General features: G+C 60.4%; 23 protein-coding genes. 14 read left to right on the forward strand and 9 right to left on the reverse strand.

Annotated elements, in window-relative coordinates; all coding sequences use genetic code 11:
- Positions 1–109: 109 nt before the first annotated feature.
- From EIK79_RS17140 to EIK79_RS17150, 3 genes are all read right to left on the reverse strand, one after another.
- Positions 110–1054: an NAD(P)-binding protein gene (locus tag EIK79_RS17140; RefSeq protein WP_124956917.1), complete on the reverse strand. Its 945-nt coding sequence runs from the start codon at positions 1052–1054 to the stop codon at positions 110–112.
- Between the two features lie 63 nt (positions 1055–1117).
- Positions 1118–1990: an ABC transporter ATP-binding protein gene (locus tag EIK79_RS17145; protein WP_221621786.1), complete on the reverse strand. Its 873-nt coding sequence runs from the start codon at positions 1988–1990 to the stop codon at positions 1118–1120.
- A 225-nt stretch (positions 1991–2215) separates the two neighbouring features.
- Complete coding sequence (locus EIK79_RS17150) at positions 2216–3190, reverse strand: DUF5787 family protein (protein WP_124956921.1); 975 nt, start codon at positions 3188–3190, stop codon at positions 2216–2218.
- A gap of 78 nt (positions 3191–3268) precedes the next feature.
- Here EIK79_RS17150 and EIK79_RS17155 point away from each other — a divergent pair, with 78 nt between their 5' ends.
- From EIK79_RS17155 to EIK79_RS17165, 4 genes are all read left to right on the forward strand, one after another.
- A complete protein-coding gene (locus EIK79_RS17155; RefSeq protein ID WP_124956923.1) occupies positions 3269–3655 on the forward strand; it encodes a hypothetical protein in 387 nt (128 codons plus the stop codon).
- Positions 3656–3737: 82 nt separating this feature from the next.
- Complete coding sequence (locus tag EIK79_RS17160; protein WP_124956925.1) at positions 3738–4052, forward strand: hypothetical protein; 315 nt, start codon at positions 3738–3740, stop codon at positions 4050–4052.
- Between the two features lie 6 nt (positions 4053–4058).
- Positions 4059–4193 (forward strand): hypothetical protein, encoded by a 135-nt coding sequence (locus EIK79_RS19090; protein WP_267900552.1) that lies wholly within the window; start codon positions 4059–4061, stop codon positions 4191–4193.
- On the forward strand, positions 4174–4653 hold the full coding sequence (locus EIK79_RS17165; protein WP_124956927.1) for a hypothetical protein: 480 nt from the start codon (positions 4174–4176) through the stop codon (positions 4651–4653). Before EIK79_RS19090 ends, EIK79_RS17165 begins: the two co-directional genes overlap by 20 nt.
- A 21-nt stretch (positions 4654–4674) precedes the next feature.
- Here EIK79_RS17165 and EIK79_RS17170 read toward each other — a convergent pair whose 3' ends face one another.
- Both EIK79_RS17170 and EIK79_RS17175 read right to left on the reverse strand, forming a co-directional pair.
- On the reverse strand, positions 4675–5106 hold the full coding sequence (locus tag EIK79_RS17170; RefSeq protein WP_124956929.1) for a hypothetical protein: 432 nt from the start codon (positions 5104–5106) through the stop codon (positions 4675–4677).
- A 54-nt stretch (positions 5107–5160) separates the two neighbouring features.
- On the reverse strand, positions 5161–5463 hold the full coding sequence (locus EIK79_RS17175) for a hypothetical protein (RefSeq protein ID WP_124956931.1): 303 nt from the start codon (positions 5461–5463) through the stop codon (positions 5161–5163).
- Positions 5464–5494: 31 nt separating this feature from the next.
- Between EIK79_RS17175 and EIK79_RS17180 the strand changes: the two genes are divergently transcribed.
- From EIK79_RS17180 to EIK79_RS17215, 8 genes are all read left to right on the forward strand, one after another.
- Positions 5495–6721, forward strand: coding sequence for a translation initiation factor IF-2 subunit gamma (locus tag EIK79_RS17180; protein WP_124956933.1), 1227 nt, complete (start codon positions 5495–5497; stop codon positions 6719–6721).
- A gap of 53 nt (positions 6722–6774) precedes the next feature.
- Positions 6775–7125, forward strand: coding sequence for a twitching motility protein PilT (locus tag EIK79_RS17185; protein ID WP_233738251.1), 351 nt, complete (start codon positions 6775–6777; stop codon positions 7123–7125).
- Positions 7126–7127: 2 nt separating this feature from the next.
- A complete protein-coding gene (locus EIK79_RS17190; protein WP_124956937.1) occupies positions 7128–7697 on the forward strand; it encodes a DNA-directed RNA polymerase in 570 nt (189 codons plus the stop codon).
- Positions 7698–7699: 2 nt separating this feature from the next.
- Positions 7700–7897, forward strand: coding sequence for a transcription elongation factor subunit Spt4 (gene spt4, locus EIK79_RS17195; RefSeq protein ID WP_124956939.1), 198 nt, complete (start codon positions 7700–7702; stop codon positions 7895–7897).
- 1 nt (position 7898) lies between these two features.
- Positions 7899–8429, forward strand: a complete 531-nt coding sequence (locus EIK79_RS17200; RefSeq protein WP_124956941.1) for a GTP-dependent dephospho-CoA kinase family protein — start codon at positions 7899–7901, stop codon at positions 8427–8429.
- Between the two features lie 232 nt (positions 8430–8661).
- Positions 8662–9483, forward strand: coding sequence for a hypothetical protein (locus EIK79_RS17205; RefSeq protein WP_124956943.1), 822 nt, complete (start codon positions 8662–8664; stop codon positions 9481–9483).
- A 135-nt stretch (positions 9484–9618) separates the two neighbouring features.
- On the forward strand, positions 9619–10281 hold the full coding sequence (locus tag EIK79_RS17210) for an O-methyltransferase (RefSeq protein WP_124956945.1): 663 nt from the start codon (positions 9619–9621) through the stop codon (positions 10279–10281).
- Between the two features lie 107 nt (positions 10282–10388).
- Positions 10389–11543, forward strand: a complete 1155-nt coding sequence (locus EIK79_RS17215) for an acyl-CoA dehydrogenase family protein (RefSeq protein WP_124956959.1) — start codon at positions 10389–10391, stop codon at positions 11541–11543.
- Positions 11544–11546: 3 nt separating this feature from the next.
- On the opposite strand, the gene EIK79_RS17220 is transcribed toward EIK79_RS17215, so the two are convergent.
- Positions 11547–12731: a GNAT family N-acetyltransferase gene (locus EIK79_RS17220; RefSeq protein ID WP_124956947.1), complete on the reverse strand. Its 1185-nt coding sequence runs from the start codon at positions 12729–12731 to the stop codon at positions 11547–11549.
- Positions 12732–12839: 108 nt separating this feature from the next.
- Here EIK79_RS17220 and EIK79_RS17225 point away from each other — a divergent pair, with 108 nt between their 5' ends.
- Entirely contained in the window at positions 12840–13052 is a 213-nt protein-coding gene (locus EIK79_RS17225) for a hypothetical protein (protein WP_124956949.1), read from the forward strand.
- A 12-nt stretch (positions 13053–13064) separates the two neighbouring features.
- On the opposite strand, the gene EIK79_RS17230 is transcribed toward EIK79_RS17225, so the two are convergent.
- The 3 genes from EIK79_RS17230 to EIK79_RS17240 form a co-directional block, all read right to left on the reverse strand.
- Positions 13065–13979 (reverse strand): hypothetical protein, encoded by a 915-nt coding sequence (locus EIK79_RS17230; RefSeq protein ID WP_124956951.1) that lies wholly within the window; start codon positions 13977–13979, stop codon positions 13065–13067.
- Positions 13976–15166, reverse strand: coding sequence for a DNA primase small subunit PriS (gene priS, locus EIK79_RS17235; RefSeq protein WP_124956953.1), 1191 nt, complete (start codon positions 15164–15166; stop codon positions 13976–13978). Before priS ends, EIK79_RS17230 begins: the two co-directional genes overlap by 4 nt.
- Before the next feature lie 69 nt (positions 15167–15235).
- Positions 15236–15718, reverse strand: coding sequence for a GNAT family N-acetyltransferase (locus EIK79_RS17240; RefSeq protein ID WP_124956955.1), 483 nt, complete (start codon positions 15716–15718; stop codon positions 15236–15238).
- 118 nt (positions 15719–15836) lie between these two features.
- On the opposite strand from EIK79_RS17240, the gene EIK79_RS17245 reads away from it, so the two are divergent.
- Entirely contained in the window at positions 15837–16670 is an 834-nt protein-coding gene (locus EIK79_RS17245; RefSeq protein ID WP_124956957.1) for a translation initiation factor eIF-2B, read from the forward strand.
- The last annotated feature ends 210 nt before the right edge of the window (positions 16671–16880 follow it).

A 16880-nucleotide genomic window follows, 5' to 3' on the forward strand; every position in this document is an offset into this window, starting at 1 on the left:
CAGAAGCAGAAGGCTTCTGGCGACAGCGAGTCGCAGCGCGAACGGAGTGAGCGACCGTCTCGCGCGGTGAGGGTGGCTGCGCCACCCGAACGGAAAAAAGGTGGGTGCTTTAGGCTTCGAGTTGTTCGTGATCCTGTTGTTGTGGATCCTGTTCGTGTTGTGGATCCTGTTCGTGTTGTGGATCCTGTTTTGCGTCCTGTAGTGGCTCCGCTTCGAGCACGTGTTCACGGAGCAGCGCAGCGCCATCGGCCAGTCGTTGTTCGCGTTCGGCGTCCGAGAGCTGGAAATCCAGCCGCTCCTCAGTGATCGCTTCGGTGACGCGCTCGCGTCGCTCCTCGGAGATGGCTTCATCCTCGGGGATCGTCTCTTCAACCCAGTCGTCGATGTGCTGTTGCCACGACTCGTCCCCGTACGTGCCGCCTTCGACCTGCCAGTCCCAGTACTGGGCGACTTCCTCCCAAAAGCCGTTCGCCAAGCGACGATCCTCAATGAGCGATTTGGCAACCCGAGCACCGTGGCCCGCGCTGATGAGCACCTGATGGGGGCTGCCCGACAGCCAGCCAGCGACGTACAGCCCATCGATCGCCGTCCGACCGGTCGCTTCCTCACAGTCGACAGGGTGAGTGCCCGACTCGTGGAACGTGCCACCATCGAGGTCACTCAAATAGTCCGCGTTGTACGCCGAGGCGGCGATCACCGAGGCGGCAGTGAGATCACAGCCGTCTTGAGTGTGTAGCCGAAAGCCGTCCGCGTCAGCGTCTCGTTCGACCGAGACGACGAAATCATCGACGATCTCACTGCCCTCGTACTGGGCGTGGGCGCGCCCGAGTTCGAGGAACGCCGCCGGATCGATCCCGAGAAAGCCGAGATAGTTCCCGATGCTGTAACAACGGTGGATCGCGGACGGTCCGCGGTCGAACACGACTGTATCGAACCCATATCGAGCGGTGAACACGGCCGCAGCCAACCCGGAGGCACCGCCGCCGACGATCGCCACGTCGTACTCGTCTGTGCTTGGTTCGTCTGATTTCTGACCGGTGGATTTCGTGCTCATCGTGACAGGAATCTACTGAGCGGCGATGCGAAGCCGACAACGCAGTGTGATGATCGATACATGCTACTCGGTGATGGATCGTTTCGGGAGGATCTGAGGATCGGGTCCGTAGGTGACAGCGGCGTCAATCTTGAACACGTCCGCCAGCAGTTCCTCGGTGACTACCTCTCGTGGCGGTCCCCAATCGTAGACAGCGCCGTCATTGAGCGCAATGAGATAATCCGCAAACCGAGCCGCCTGCGCGATGTCATGGAGCACAATTGCCACGGTCACCCCTTCAGTCTCGTTGAGTCGACTGATCGTCTCCATCACGCGGAGCTGGTGGTGGAGATCGAGGAACGTGGTTGGTTCGTCGAGCAACAGCGTGTCTGTTTCCTGCGCGAGCACCATGGCGATCCACGCGAGCTGTTTCTGCCCCCCACTGAGGTTTCCGATCTCCGTCTCACGGAGATGGTCGACACCGGCTAAGTCGAGCGCCCGATCAATCGCCTCGCGGTCGCTGTCACTCACAGCATCGAAAAAGCCCCGGTGGGGATACCGTCCATGAGCAACGAGATCACCCACCGTCAAACTCTCGGGCGACTCGTTCTCTTGGGAGAGATGGCCGAGCGCGCGTGCGAGTTCCTTGCTTCCGTACTGCTGGATCTCACGCCCGTTCAACACGACCGAGCCACTGTCTGGCGCGAGATGATCGGACAACGTTTTCAACAGCGTACTTTTGCCGCTCCCGTTGGGACCGACCAACGCCGTGATCGATCCCTCGGGAACGTCGATGCGGTCACACTCCACCACAGGACCGTCGCTCGCCGGATACGAGATGGAGAGATTTTCGCCGTGAAGCGCGCTATCGGTTCCGTTCGCACTGGTATGGGACACGTCCTCATTGTTCTCATTTGATGCCGTGATCCCTCCTACGTGTTCTGTATCAGACATCATATCACCGTCGTGCGATCCGTTTCGTGCATCGGCGTCCCGGATCCCGTGGTTCGTGAGCCGCGTGTCCGACGCCGTCGAGGGCCTGCCCATCGCACCGTGCCATGTGTCTGGGCGACACAGCCGTTTCGATCACCATTCGGTCTCTGTTTTTGGATAACCTAAACTACCTCAAAGAGCTTTCGGAACGTATACGAAAACATACCAAACAAACGCCTGCGTTCATGGTCAGTTCGTTCCAAAGCGAGCGAGCGAGGACTGGGTAGTGGCAGTTCCCGTCGGAGACCGAACCCACGGCGAGTGTCGATCACGGATTGCTGCGATATCGACATCGGAGTCGGCGGACACAGAGGAATTACAGGCGTCGGACGGCCGGACGATCCGTTGTTGCTGGGTGCAGTAGGGGACGCCATCGGTACTTGTAGTCTCGGTGCTCGCGGGGGGCACCGTCCGGTTCTCCACGTGGGGACACGAAGGGAACGGCACTCGCCACCCTTTGCCGTAGGCGCGTTCGGCAAGTTGTCGTCTGAGGCGATTGAGTTCGTCGCCACTCACCACGGCGATATCCGTGCGGGTAGGGTGGCGGTCGAGGGGTTCGACGCCCGCGTCGGTGGGCAGCCGTTCGGGTGCACGGATCACGTCGCGTTCGCCGGTGTCGGGATCGAACTGCCAGACGCCCACTTCCGCAGGGATACGGTTCAGATGCGCGCCGGTGACGTGGGATTGGGTTGCGAGAATCACTTCGTCGCAAACCGCGAGGCTAACGTCGGTCCGGAGCTGTCGAGCCAACTCGCCCGGCCGATCGAGATCGGGTTTGTTCTCGATGGCTCGTAGTGTTCTGAACCAGTCGGGATAGCGCGCGGTTTGGCGGACGCACGTCCGCCCGTTCCGGCGTTCTCGCTCGAAAAAGCCGATCTCGATAGCGCGCTCCGTAGCCCGACGGGCGCGATCGGGGTGACAGTCGAAACAGTCTTTCCAGTATCGAAAGCGACCGACGCCCACGTCAGCGGTGATGGCCGCCTCGGGAATGGATTCGGCGGTGATCGTCGTGCGGGCGTCGAACGCCGGGCCGGGCGTGACGGTGAGAATGTCGACAACGCGGCGACCGCGCGTGCTCGCCCCGAGCTGTCGGCTCACGATCGACGGTGGATCACTGCCTTCGAGGACGCCACAGAGAACCATCTCGAACCCAAATTCGCGCACAGTAGGCTTTGGAGTGGGACAAGCAAAAGCCGCACGTCGTGACAAAATACGTAATCATCAGAGTGGTAATTTCGAGCCGTGGCTGTCCCAGAAGTCCCTGTATTCAGCGAAGAACAACGGTTCGAGTCGTGGATCCCCGCGCTGATCGTCGCAACCGGAGTGCCAGTACCGGTCGTGTTGGGCGTCGAAATGGGTGTTCGGGGGGGTGTATTACTCGGAACCGGAGTCGCTTTGGCTCCGCTCGCGTTGTTCGTTCCCGCACGGCTCACAACTGAAGTGACTGAGAGCGGTCTTTCGGTCCAGTTGTTCCCGTTGCATCTCCGGGCGCGACGGGTTCCGTTTTCGGAGATCGAATCGGTTGAGCGGGTCCAGCTCTCGGCGGGCCGATCGAGACGTGTCCGTCGGAACACAACGCCCCGAGGAGTTGATGACGGCGCTACAGCGATCCGACAACGCATGGAATGATAACAAGGCCACCACGGAGAATCTGTCATGACACGCCAGACGCGTCACAACGCTTATCGTATCGGGTCTAGTAATCTCCGACATGAGTGGAGCAGGGTACAACGAGAAGGTGCAGTTCCGAGCAGGAGCCGAGAAAGCGGCTGCAGAGACGCTGGACGAGATGCGCCTCGGTGGAATCAATGTGAGTGAGCTCGCGCGCCAGGGACTGCGAGAGATGCTCCGTCGAACGCTCTCGGAGGAAGACAAGATCCGGATCCACCGTCGCTACGCGGCCGATGAGATCGACGAGGACGTGGCTCGTGTGCTGCTCGGTGACGCGATAGAGGAAATCGACCGCGAGCAGGCAGCGTTCGAAGCGGCGATGGAGCTAGACACTGACGACGTGGTTCAAGACTGATCGTAGATGGCAGACAAGACTCGTCATCCGATCATTGCCGATACGGACGCGTTGATCGTCGTTGTGGCCAATCGTCCGAGATACACTGACGATCACGACCACGAACGTGTGCATCCAAGAGTTGAAACGCCATCGGCGTGAGACGCCCACCTACGCAGTTGAAGGATCGCGGGACCACTGGCTCTACAACGGGAGTAACACTGCAATAGAACCGTTCGAAGACGATACAATAGAGGCATTTTCGGTTGTCACGTGTGTGCCTCGCCCTCACGGTGAAGATGCTGGCGAGGAGTCGATTCGACGAGAGATCGAAGCCAATCCGGGCGCGTATCGATTCGCAATCCTGATGGATCACGCTGGTCGGGAAATGCTCCGACGGACGTTTGCAGCTCAGGAAGCAACAGGGCAAGCTGTCGCGCCCCCTTTTCTGTTGTATCTCACGATGCAAGCAGACGCAAGCAGTCAGGAGGCCTTCTGTAAAGCTTGTGCAGAACTTTTGAGAGGCGAGGGATGGACTGGCTACAAGGCCGTTCAGGCCGCGTGGGAGGCGATCCCCGTTGACTGCGATGATGTCATAGATAATAAATTCCTTCCTGAATAGTACCGGGTATCGTAACGGCGATCACACCCGGGACTGCGCTTCGAACCGCCGGTACGCTCGTCGATAGCCGTCGTTAGTCACGAACGCGTGCGAAAACGCCGCTGCGACAAACCACGCTCCCAGAAACGCGAGCGCTTTCGGGAGGTGCTGGCTCGGGGAAATGCTCGTGGGTGCAAACGAGAGGAGGATTGGCGCGAATAGGAAGAGAGAAACAACCTTCGTCGTGAGACAGAACACCCAGAAACGACGGCGAGAGACCGATGGATACCGGAGAACGATGAGGTTCGCAACGATCACAGGGACGTACAGATTGAATGCCGTCGGTCCCAACCAGTCTGGGAGTGACGCCCACGCTGCCATTCCCACTAGCCGCTGGAGAAAGATTTCGATCACGTTGTTCATCGCAAGCCAGAGAGCAATCGAATATTCAACTATGTGAGCTGTCGTTCCCATGTCACTGCGATCTCCACGGCTGCGATTATGATTTTCGGTTGGTATCTACAGGTACTATCGCGCTTGATGGACCACAGAGTCGATGATAGAATCACGACAAACGGCTTGGTCGCCACGACACCCAGAACTGCGTGTTTGTGAGACCCAAACACTGAATGCGGATCGGAACGGAAACGGACCGACGACCGCCGTGTGGAAATGAACGATTGCGTACCCTGCAATCGTGTGCTCCAGCGCGTCGCGGGGGAGATCGACATCGAGTAGGGGCACACCGTTCCCTCTGTGGTATGTCTCTCGTTCGGGAGAGTACACCGCAGCGACAGAAGGCGGTTCGAAGAACAGCAGGTTTATGCTCACGACGGAGAGATATAACCGTATTACTATCGAGATGACACGGGAACACCGACAACCGGAGGTGAACATCGGTCTCGTCGGCCACGTCGACCACGGCAAAACGACGCTGGTGCAGGCGCTCAGTGGCGAGTGGACCGACCAGCATTCCGAGGAGATGAAACGCGGGATATCGATCCGGCTCGGCTACGCCGACGCCACGTTCCGTCGGTGCCCCGACATGGACGCGCCGGAGTGTTACACTGTCGAGGAGACGTGTCCGGACGGGTCCGAAAGCGAGGTAGTTCGGACGGTCTCGTTCGTTGACGCGCCCGGTCACGAGACGCTGATGGCGACGATGCTCTCGGGGGCGGCGATGATGGACGGGGCGGTGCTCGTCATCGGGGCGAACGAACCGGTACCCCAAGCCCAGACGGCAGAGCACCTGATGGCCCTCGATATCATCGGGATCGAGAACATCGTGATCGCTCAAAACAAGATCGACCTCGTGGACAACGAAATCGCCCGCGAGAACTACCAGCAGATCACTGATTTCGTTGCGGGCACCGTCGCAGAAGACGCGCCGGTCGTGCCGATCTCCGCCCAGCGGGGCGTCAACATGGATCTGCTGATGCAGGCGATCGAAGAGGAGATACCGACCCCCGACACCGCACCGGACACTGATCCACAGCTACAGGTGGCCCGGAGTTTCGATATCAACCGACCGGGAACGACGTTCGACGAGTTGATGGGTGGGGTTCTGGGCGGGAGTCTCGTTCGCGGGCGACTGCACACCGGTGACGAGATCGAACTCCGCCCCGGCCGGGAATTCGAAGAGGAGGGACAGTCCGAATACCGACCGATCACGACGACGATCCGGTCGCTACAGGCAGGCGACGATCTGCTCGAAGAGGTTGGTCCCGGTGGACTCCTCGGCGTCGGAACCGGTCTCGATCCGTCGCTCACCAAGGGTGACGCGCTCGCCGGACAGGTCGCCGGACCGCCCGGCACACTGCCCCCGACGTGGGACTCCTTCACGATCGAAGTCGAGTTGCTCGAACGGCTCGTTGGGGGAGATGAGATCGAACCGATCAACACCGGCGAACCGCTGATGCTCACCGTCGGAACGGCAACGACGGTCGGCGCAGTGACGAGTGCACGGGAAAACGAATGCGAAGTGAACCTCAAACGACCCGTGTGTGCCCAGTCAGGTGCGAAAATCGCCATCAACAGACGAGTGGGAACCCGCTGGCGGCTCATCGGGATCGGAACGCTCGTCGACTAACACGGACAGGGGAACGAACGACAACGCACAGGTAAACAATGGATCGAGTTGCGATGGACACCAACGCATTGATGATGCCAGTCGAATGCGACGTTCGCGTGTTCGAGCAGCTCGACCGATTGCTCGGAGAGTACGAACTCATCACGCCACAGGCAGTCATCGAGGAACTCGACTCGCTCGCGTCGGGCCACGGAACGGAAGCGACGGCGGCCACCGTCGGGCGAGATCTCGCTGAGCGCTGTGCCGTCGTCAACACCGAGGCGTCGTACGCCGACGACGCACTCGTGGAACTTGCCGATCGCGGGGGGTGTGAGTACGTGGTCACGAACGACGGGCCTCTCCGTGACCGGCTCTCCGTCGAAGCAATCTGTTTGAGAGGCCAGAACAAACTTGATATTCAGTAAACATGTATAAACGGGTTAGACTACGCGATACAGTCGAGGTGCCACCGAAACACCTCGCGGACGTGTCGGAGACGTTGGTCAAGCGGTTGTTACAGGACAAGCTCGAAGGACGAATGGACGAAGACGTTGGGAGCGTCGTCAGCATCGTCGATGTCGTGGAAGTCGGTGAAGGAACCGTGCTTCCGAACCAGCCGGGCGTCTATTATGAGGCGGAGTTCGACGCTGTCACGTTCGATCCGCAGATGCAGGAAGTGGTCGACGGGGAAGTCGTGGAAGTCGTCAACTTCGGAACGTTCATCGGGATCGGACCGGTCGACGGGCTGTTACACGTCTCGCAGATCTCAGATGAGTACCTCTCGTTCGACGAGGAGAACCAGCAACTCGCCTCTCGGGAATCGAACAGCACGCTCGGTGTGGGTGACTCGGTTCGGACGCGCATCGTAACCAAGAGCATCGACGAGCGCAACCCTCGGGACAGCAAGATCGGCTTGACAGCCAAACAGCCGGGGCTAGGCAAGATCGGATGGCTCCGGGAGCAGAGAGAAAACGAGCCGACGGCAGCGGGTGAATAACCGTGGCGAACAAACGATTGGCGTGTCGTGAATGCCATTTCGTGAACGATCCGGACGCACAGACGTGTACTGCCTGTGGATCAAGCAGCCTCACCGAGGACTGGGCCGGATACGTTGTGATCGCCCATCCCGAACGAAGCGAGGTTGCCGAAGAGATGAACGTTACCCGTCCGGGCGCTTACGCCCTGAAGGTCAGATAACGTGCTCACCCTTCCTCGATCGCTCCGGGCGGAGCTGAAAGATCCGCTCGGGCCGGTGTACACCGACCCAGAGGCGCTATTCGAGACCGCCGGTACGCCGATCGTCGCCGTCGGTGATGTCGTCACCGAGCATCTGCTGTCGGTAACCACTCCTTCCGTAGCGCTCGTCGACGGGCAGACGAAACGAACGCCGCTCGATACGCCGGTGGATCTCACGCCGTTCGATCGCAAGCACGCAGTCGAGAACCCTGCCGCTACGCTGTCACGGGAGATGTTAGAAACACTCTCGCAAGCGATTGACGACGGGGAAACAACCGCGATCGTCGTCGATGGAGAAGAAGATCTCGCCGCGCTGCCAGCGATCATCGCCGCGCCGCTCGGCGCCAGCGTCGTGTACGGCCAGCCTGACGCAGGAATGGTTCTGGTGACCGTCGAGGAACAAACACGGTCCACCGTCTGCGAGCTACTCACACGAATGGACGGCGACCACGAAGCCGTATTGGGGTTGCTCGAAGGCGCTGAACGCGAGTAACGACGGAGCGACAGTGAGACCGGCAGTGTGTGTCACACAGCCGAACAGAGTTGTCCAGCGTCGTTCACTATCAAACAGATAAAGTACCCCCCTACCGTTATGCAACTCGTCACTAGCGATCGTGGGCACCCACCCAGCCACCGAGGTTGGAACGGACCGCACCGACAGCGGTCGTTCGGCGCGGTCCGATCACGTGGATATAGGGTGCACGCGATCGCGGAGTCGACAACACATGATACGGATAGAACTCGACCGGATTCATCTCGAACTACTGTTGCTCGCAGCCTTGATCGCCGCGTTTGCTGGTGCCGTGTTCGAGCCGACGGTGCGGTACGGCGTGAACGTGGTGCCGCTCGTGGCGCTCGTGGTAGTCGGGATGATCGGACTCATCGTACTCATCCATCGTCGATTCACTGCTGGCGACCGGAACCGAGTTCGCGGAATGGTGTGGCTCGCGCTCCTCGGAGCACTCCTCGGTGCAACGGTGTCTTCGGTCGTCGTCGGAACCGCTCGGTCGATGGCGCTGGCCGCTGCCGGCGTCGGTGCGATGTTTTTTGCCCTCGGAACGCAGTTCAGTATTGTCATCAAAAGCCGTGAAGCGGCTGCACGAGACGCCCTTACGGAGATCCTCGACGAGGAAAACGTCTTCGTGGCGTCCGAACAGGCGCGGGCGAACGGAACGACAGACGATCGGCAAACCGACTTCGAATCGACAACCGAATCGACGCGCGTGTCCAGAACGGTCTCGTCCGCGTTCAGGGATAACGGGAGTGAATCGGACGGAACGGAGACATCCCGATCCGAATCTCGCCGCGACGATGACGACGATAATGATGGCGACGATGTCGAAACGGACGAACAGGAAGTGAAAGCCGACGAGACGGATGAGGCAACCGAAAGCGATGACGAACAGACGGACGAATCGGAAGACGAACGTGACATCGAACAAACCGACGATCCGGGATCGGAACACTGGGCACAGTCCACAGCCGAAGACTCCGGGCCGATCCCGGTCATCCGATCGATCGCATCGACCGAGTCGTCCGAAGAGTAGCCCACTAAAAATCGCTCCGCCCGAACCGCGCGGAACGATCCGAGGCGGAACCGATCGGTGAAATCGCTTTTAGACGCTACCCTCCCGCAAGTGAGTCAGCCGTGTGTTTTTATACCCACCGTCCGATAACAGATCATGGATCCGACCGTTTCCGATCGAGTGGCTCGATTCGCAACCGCCATCGGTCCCCAGCCAGACGAGGTGATCAGCGAGATGGACGCCCACGCTGAGGAGCAGAACTTTCCCCACGTCGGTCCTGCTGTCGGCGGGTGGCTGTCGCTGCTGGTGCGAACGACCGGCGCGAAGTCGGTGTTCGAGTTCGGATCGGGATTTGGCTACTCGGCGTACTGGTTCGCGCGGGAGTTGCCGAGTGACGGAGAGATCGTACTCACCGATCTCGATCCGGACAACCTCGAACAGGCCCGCGAGTATCTCGATCGCGGGGGGTATCTCGACCAGGCGACCATCGAAGCCGGCGACGCGATCGACACCGTGAAGCAGTACGATGGACCGTTCGATATTGTCCTCATCGACAACGAGAAACACCGCTACCGCGAGGCGTTCGAAGCGGTCCGTGAGAAAGTTTCATCGGGTGGACTGATCGTCGCGGACAACGCCATGACATCCGGCGCGATCGAGTTCGATGCGCTCGCGGAGTTGGTCGACGGAGCGGACACCGAGACAACCGAGAGTACGCGCGGGATGGCGGACTACCTGCGGACGGTCAACGACGATCCCGCGTTCGAGACGGCGCTGCTTCCCCTCGGAGAAGGGGTCGCAGTGAGTCACAAACGATAAACGATAGCTGGGAAACGGGATCGATCGCACCGGACGTTTAACGCGTTTTCTTCGGTCGTGCGTTCCACGATCTACTTCACCGTCGAACGTGAAGATACCGCATGGCGATGGAGTTGTTAGACGACAGTGTGGTGCCTGAGCATGCACAGCCAGTCAAACAGCAAGCGCGTGAGTTCGCAACCGAGGAGATCGAGCCGGTTGCGGAGGAGTATTTCCGTAGCGGTGAGTATCCATGGGACGTACTGGAAGCGGGAATGGACGCCGGACTGGTCGCCCAGGACATCGGTGAGGAGTACGGAGGACGGGGGTTCGATCTCCAACAGCTCCTTGCGATTGCCGAAGAGTTGTACCGCGCTGACGCCGGGATCGGTCTGACGCTGATGCTCGCATCGTTCGGGGCCGAGATCCTCGAAGACCACGGGACCGAACAGCAAAAAGAGGAGTTCCTCAGACCGGTTGCGGAGAACGACCAAATCACTGGGCTTGCGGTGTCCGAGCCCGAAAGCGGGAGCGATCTGGCTGGAATGCGGACGACCGCCACCAAGGAGGGTGACGAGTACGTCCTGAACGGGGAGAAATACTGGATCGGTAACGGCGTCGAAGCCGACTGGGTAACGTTGTACGCCAAGACGGGCGACAACGAGCAGAACAGATACGGCAACTACTCGCTGTTCATCGTCCCAACCGACACGGCGGGCTATGAGGCCGAACACATCCCCGAGAAGATGGCGATGCGGGCGTCGAAACAGGCCCACATCACGTTCGATGACTGTCGGATCCCGGTTGAGAACCGCATCGGCGCGGAGGGCAGCGGCTTTTACATTCTGGCGGAGTTTTTCAACCACGGCCGCATCGCGGTCGGCGGGCACGGACTCGGGCTGGCAGCGGCAGCGATCGAAGCGGCGTGGTCGTTCGTCCACGACCGTGAAGCGTTCGGACGGGACATCAGCGAATTCCAGTCCGTCCAGCACACGCTCGCGGAAATGCGAACGGAATTCGAGGCCGCACGAGCACTCAACTGGCGTGCCGCCCGGAAGGTCGAAAACCGGGAGCAGTCGGGCTTTTGGGCCGCAATGGCCAAAACCAAATCCACTGAAACGGCCACGATGTGCGCTGAGCAAGGGATGCAGCTTCACGGCGGCCGATCGATCCTTACCGATCGGCGGATCGCGCGCGTCTACCGTGACGTTCGTGTGCCGGTTATCTACGAGGGCGCAAACGAGGTTCAGCGCAATCTCATCTACAGCCAATCACCGACGTGACGATCAGAACCACTCCCGGAGGTACGGCTCCGTTCGGGGGAACAACGCTGTCAGGGTTTCGAGGGTCGCCTGCGACGCCCGGAGTCCACCGGTCTGTGCAGCGCGTTCGACGCCCCGGTAGCCCACGACGATCTGGGAGAGCGTGGCCACATCGACCGTCGCGTCTGGGCTGTCACCTGTCACCGTACACGTCGGAACGCCGTCCTCGACGACGAGTCGAAACCGCCGATCGTTCCACTCCGCGATCCCATCGATCACTTCCAACACGACCGCTCCGTCGGTGGGATACGACAGCGACGATAACGCGCGCTCGACATCAACAACTCGAATCATCGCGCCGGGCTGAACCTCGATGTCGACGGCGTACGGATCGTCAACGAAGTCGGACACCAGCATGTCCTTCGCGTTGATTGTGATCCGGTCGACCTGTGAGTCGTGGTACCGACAGAAACGTAGCAGTTCGGTGTACGCCTCGGTGTCGATCGCGCCGAGTTCCTCAACCGCCATTGTTCGCTGTTCGTCGTCCTCAATGGTGTACACCAGATAGCCCCGAAGCTCACCGTCGCGCTCCCAGCCGGCGACGTAGGGATCGGTTCGCCACTCGAACACCCGCTTTCGCCACCATTGCTCAGTACGGTCCATGGCTAACTCGTGATCGTTGCCATTCTCATACACCCGATCCAGTTCCGCCCAGCGGTCGGCGTCGAGATCGACGAAATCACTGGACGCAGGGGGATCGCTACGATTCACAAACCCGAGCGTGTCGGGCGTGCACGCGATCGAGAGCCGATCCGAACAGCGACCCCAGCCGAGTTGTCTGTAAAAAGAGTGGCTGAACGGCCACAGCGCGGCGAAGTTCACCTCCCGCTCGTGGTACTCCCGGAGCGATTCGGACAGCAGCTGTCGGCTGTATCCGTTCCGGCGGTGGTTCGGGGGTGTCGAAACCTCAGCAACGCCGGCAACATCGCGGTACGCCCCCCGGATCCAAAGCGCGTGCCAGTAGTGTGCGACGGTGCTCACCAGCTCCCCGTCCGCGTACAACCCACGTTCCTCTGCGATCGTCGACCAGTCGGGCGCGTCGTCCCTCGATTCGGTCGGTTCGTACGTCTCTGCCGGCGAAAACGCGTAGTGAAGAAGCCGGGTGTACTCCTCGTATTCCGCTTCTGCGATCGGTCGGTAGTCGGGCATACCAGTGACTGCCCACCCACAGGCATAACTCCCATTGCTAACTCATCGGTCAGCTGTCTTTCTGCGGTGCCACCAGACCTATGATCCCGCTTGGCGTAGCGACCGCTGATGACCACCACGTCTCAACACCGATCACAGCCGGAAGGAACACAGCAGCCCACAGGCCACAAATCGGTGCTCATCTGTCCGACCTGTGGGCACGAAAGTCCTCTAACAGGTGATTGGCATGTCGTCGAAATCACGGACGAAGACGGACGGCGACGAATGTACGACTGCCCAGTCTGCTGGACGACCGTCATCGCACAGCCACAACTAGACTGACACCGCCACCCGCTACCGTTCTTCGAGTCTGGTTGCCGCGTCGTGATCGATGAGCGGTTGGGCGTTCGGTTTCGGAAGCGTGACGATGTCGTCCGTAGACAGCTCGTACGCCCGGTCGTCGACACAGAGGATCTCGCCCACGTCGTTCGTGATTCGAACCGTCACTCGATCCACGTCCGGATGCTTCGATGGACTCGCGTTCACCGACGCATCAGGAGAATCAGCAGCCGGTTGCGTGTGGACGGGCACGTCCCCGGTATCCTCGCTCGTCGTCTCGGGCGGAGGGCGGGGATCCGACGCGATAGCGACTGAGTTGTCGGCGTCGGCCGTCGTTTCAGGGGTGCTGCCACCACTCGACGCGTCGACAGAGGTGTCAGCAACAGCAGCGTCTCTGTCCGGAGCTTCTGCCGCTAGTTCGCGGTCTGGTGGTGGAGACACCTCGTCGCTGGAGGAACCGCCGGACGGTGTCGTTTCGGATTTGAGTTCAGGGTTGGATTCGGGATCGGTCGAGGCGGTGTCGGAATCACGCTCGGCGGGGGCGTTTGCCAGTACCTCATCAAGTACCCGCGTTCGGTTCGATTCGATGGTGGAAACGAGGCTGTCGAAGGCAGAACGTTCCTCGCGGGTGAGACCCTCCACGTCGGCAGCCATGCCAGCGGCTTCGAGGCTGGCTTGTTTGACGAGTTTCCCGATGCGGCGCTCGTAAATCGCCTCAACGGTCCGTTCTGCGGTGTCGATCTCGTCTGTAAGCCGCTGAACATCGGTCGAATCAAACGGATCGTCGGCCGCCGCAGCGACCTGCTCGCGTTCTTCGCGTAGCTGTCGAATGAACCGCCCAGCGTCCTCATAAAACGTGTCGTGAAGCTGCTGGAGGCTATCTATCTGTCGCTCACGGCTCTGCACGGATTGTAACTCATCGAGGTTCATTCTGGTGCCTTCTCAGCGCGTCCTCGGGCCATGAGGAACACGCCAACTGACTCCTGCACAGTATGATTGCCTGCCGGGATCTTATCTCTTTCCTCCCCGATCCGTCCAAGCTCCACCGCCTGCTCAGTCTCGATCCTGATCTCGGCGTCCTCGAACGTGCTCGGAACCGCGTCCTCGAACGGGTCGAACGCTTCGATCTCCTCGTGGTCCAGTGGAGTAACGAGAAGCCCACTCCCGCCGTGGAGACTTCCAGGAAGCCGGATCAGCCGATTGACGTCGGTCGTCACCGGCTCGTCGATCGGCACGGAGTCCTCTGCAACCGCTTGCTCAAACAGCTGTTGGGCGAGCTTAGGGGTGTACCGGCCCGCCGCGTCAAGATTGCCGGCGATAATCTCCGCGGGCCGCTCGGTCATTGTTTCGTACAGCTTCGCGGCTCCCTTCTCACCGATGCCATCAAACGCTCGCAACTGCTCGATAGCACCGGCCTTTTCGGCGGTTTGTACCGATTCTGTCAGTGCAACGAGCCGATCGTGGACTCGTCGACCCCAGCCGCCATCGGTTTTGAGCGTCTTTTTTTCAGCGGGTGTGCTCCGTCCCATCCCCGCCACCGTCTCGGTGCGTGTAAGCCGGTCGATGTCGTCGATCCCCGCACCCAGAACGTACTCCACGATCTCTCGGCGCGCGTCCCGGCCGAGTGTCCGAACGCTCTCCGTCCGGACGTGGACGTGGTATCCCCGCCCACCGGAGAACACGACCGACAGCTGTTCGGAATCGAAGCCGAAATCGTCGTGGAGAAATCCGAGCAGTCGCAACAAGGCGTCTTTGCACGCACTGAGCATCTCGGCGTACGTGTCCGCCTCGGGATCGACGTTCGGGAGGTGATCGCCGTCGAGATCAAACACGAGATCCGAACCGCGCCATTCCTTATCCTCCATCGGGCGCGTACCCGGATCGTCGTACTGTCCCGCAGAGAAGTAGACGTGGCGGGGGCACGTATCGACGAGAAACGCGGACAGATCACCGAGATCGAGCAGCGACTTGTGCCGGATCATCGTGGTTCCCGGACCGGCCGTGAACGGGATGAACCCCCACTCGCGTGCGCTCGCCGCGGGCGGTAGCGCGATATCCGACCGCCGGTAGTGATCCCCGAATCGCCCACGAAGATACTCACGCGTGCGCTCGTTCATGCCCCCGAATATCGACGGGCACCCGGCATGAAACTCACGCATTCCGTTTCCGCTGGATGAGAACTGTCGCTACAACCCGACGAACCGAGAGATCTTATCCGCCAGTCCGTCCTCTCCGAGCCGGAGGTAGTAGGCGTCGCCACCGTCCTCATAATAACTGCTTACGCGTCGTTCGATCTCGAAGCCGAGATGTTCATAGAACTTGAGGGCGCTCTCGTTGGTTGTCCGGGCGTGACAGCTCACGCCACTGTAGTTGTCCGCGACCGTACTGATCAACTGCCGCCCAAAGCCGTCGCCACGGAATTCGGGTGCGACGGCCAGAAAGAGGACGTACCCATCGCGCCGGACGGCCGCAAACCCGATGAGCGTCTCCGATTCTCCCTCCGTAACGTAACAGTAGACGGTCGACCGACGGTACGCATCGGTGAAAAACCCGTGGCGCTGCTTGAGCACCCCCTCCGTTCGACGAATCTGTTCTTTAAGCTCCCACGCAGCCTCTCCGTATCTGTCCTGACCAGGGCGGACGGTGCAACGCTCGACGTTAACGCTCACTGCCTCTCGCTACCGCTGGAACGAATATAACTCCACCGGGCTATCCCGCCAAGCAACTGGCAACAATTGCCAGCAAGGAGCCAGAAGTTCTTTGTCACGAACTACGAAGCTATGCAGTATGATAGACGAGACGGTCGACGAAATACGCGAGATGCAAACGCACAGTTCGTCTGTCGTCGCCATCAAGGCCGCACGGGCGCTCGAAACGCTCACCGAGCGCGACGTGGCGACAGTCGAGGAGTTCATCCGCGATCTCGAACGCAACAGCAACACTCTCAGGCGCGCGAACCCGTCGCACGCGACGTTGCACACTACTCAGCGCACCATCGTCAACACCGTTGTCGAGAACGAACCCGACACCGTCGAGGCGGCAAAGCGCCACACGGCTGACGCGGTACGATCGGTGATCGATCGGATCGAAACCGCAAAGCGAGGAGCCGCAGAGAACGGTGCAGAGCGACTGCAAGATGGCATGACGATCCTCACACACGACTACTCTTCGACGGTGCTCGAAGCGATCGAACGCGCGGCCAGTGAGGGCACCCATCTCGAAGTGTACGTCACTGAGGCGCGTCCGCGCTATCTCGGGCGGAAAACCGCCCGCGTGCTCGCTGCGATCGACCGCGTTGAACCCCACTTGATCGTCGATAGCGCGTGTGGTACCGTCCTGCCCGATGTCGACCGCGTCGTCTTCGGCATGGACTGCATCGTCGACGACACCTTGTACAACCGCGTCGGAACGTTCCCCATCTCCGCAACGGCCGCCCAACTCGACGTGCCGATCTGGGTCGTTGGCTCTGGCGCGAAGATCATCGAGGATGGCTTCGTCTTCGAAAACGAACACCGCTCGACGAGCGAGGTGATGCTCGAACCCGCTGAGGGCTTCATCATCGACAATCCTGCCTACGACGCCACACCCACGTCGCTCCTCCGAGAAGTCATCACGGATTAAGCGTCTGAACGTTCGACGGAACCCACTCCGGACAGCAACTGTTCCGCGCTTCGCTGCACGTCTCACCGCCGGCCACTACTCAAAATATAAAACAAAAAACGAACGGTATGGGTTCGGGCGGATTTGAACCACCGTCAGACGGTCGCCTCGCTGCGCTCGGCGCTGCGACTGACGTGCCTCGACGTTCGCTCACCGCCGCGCGCTTCGCTG

It is taken from the genome of Halocatena pleomorpha, from assembly GCF_003862495.1.
GTDB lineage: Archaea > Halobacteriota > Halobacteria > Halobacteriales > Haloarculaceae > Halocatena > Halocatena pleomorpha.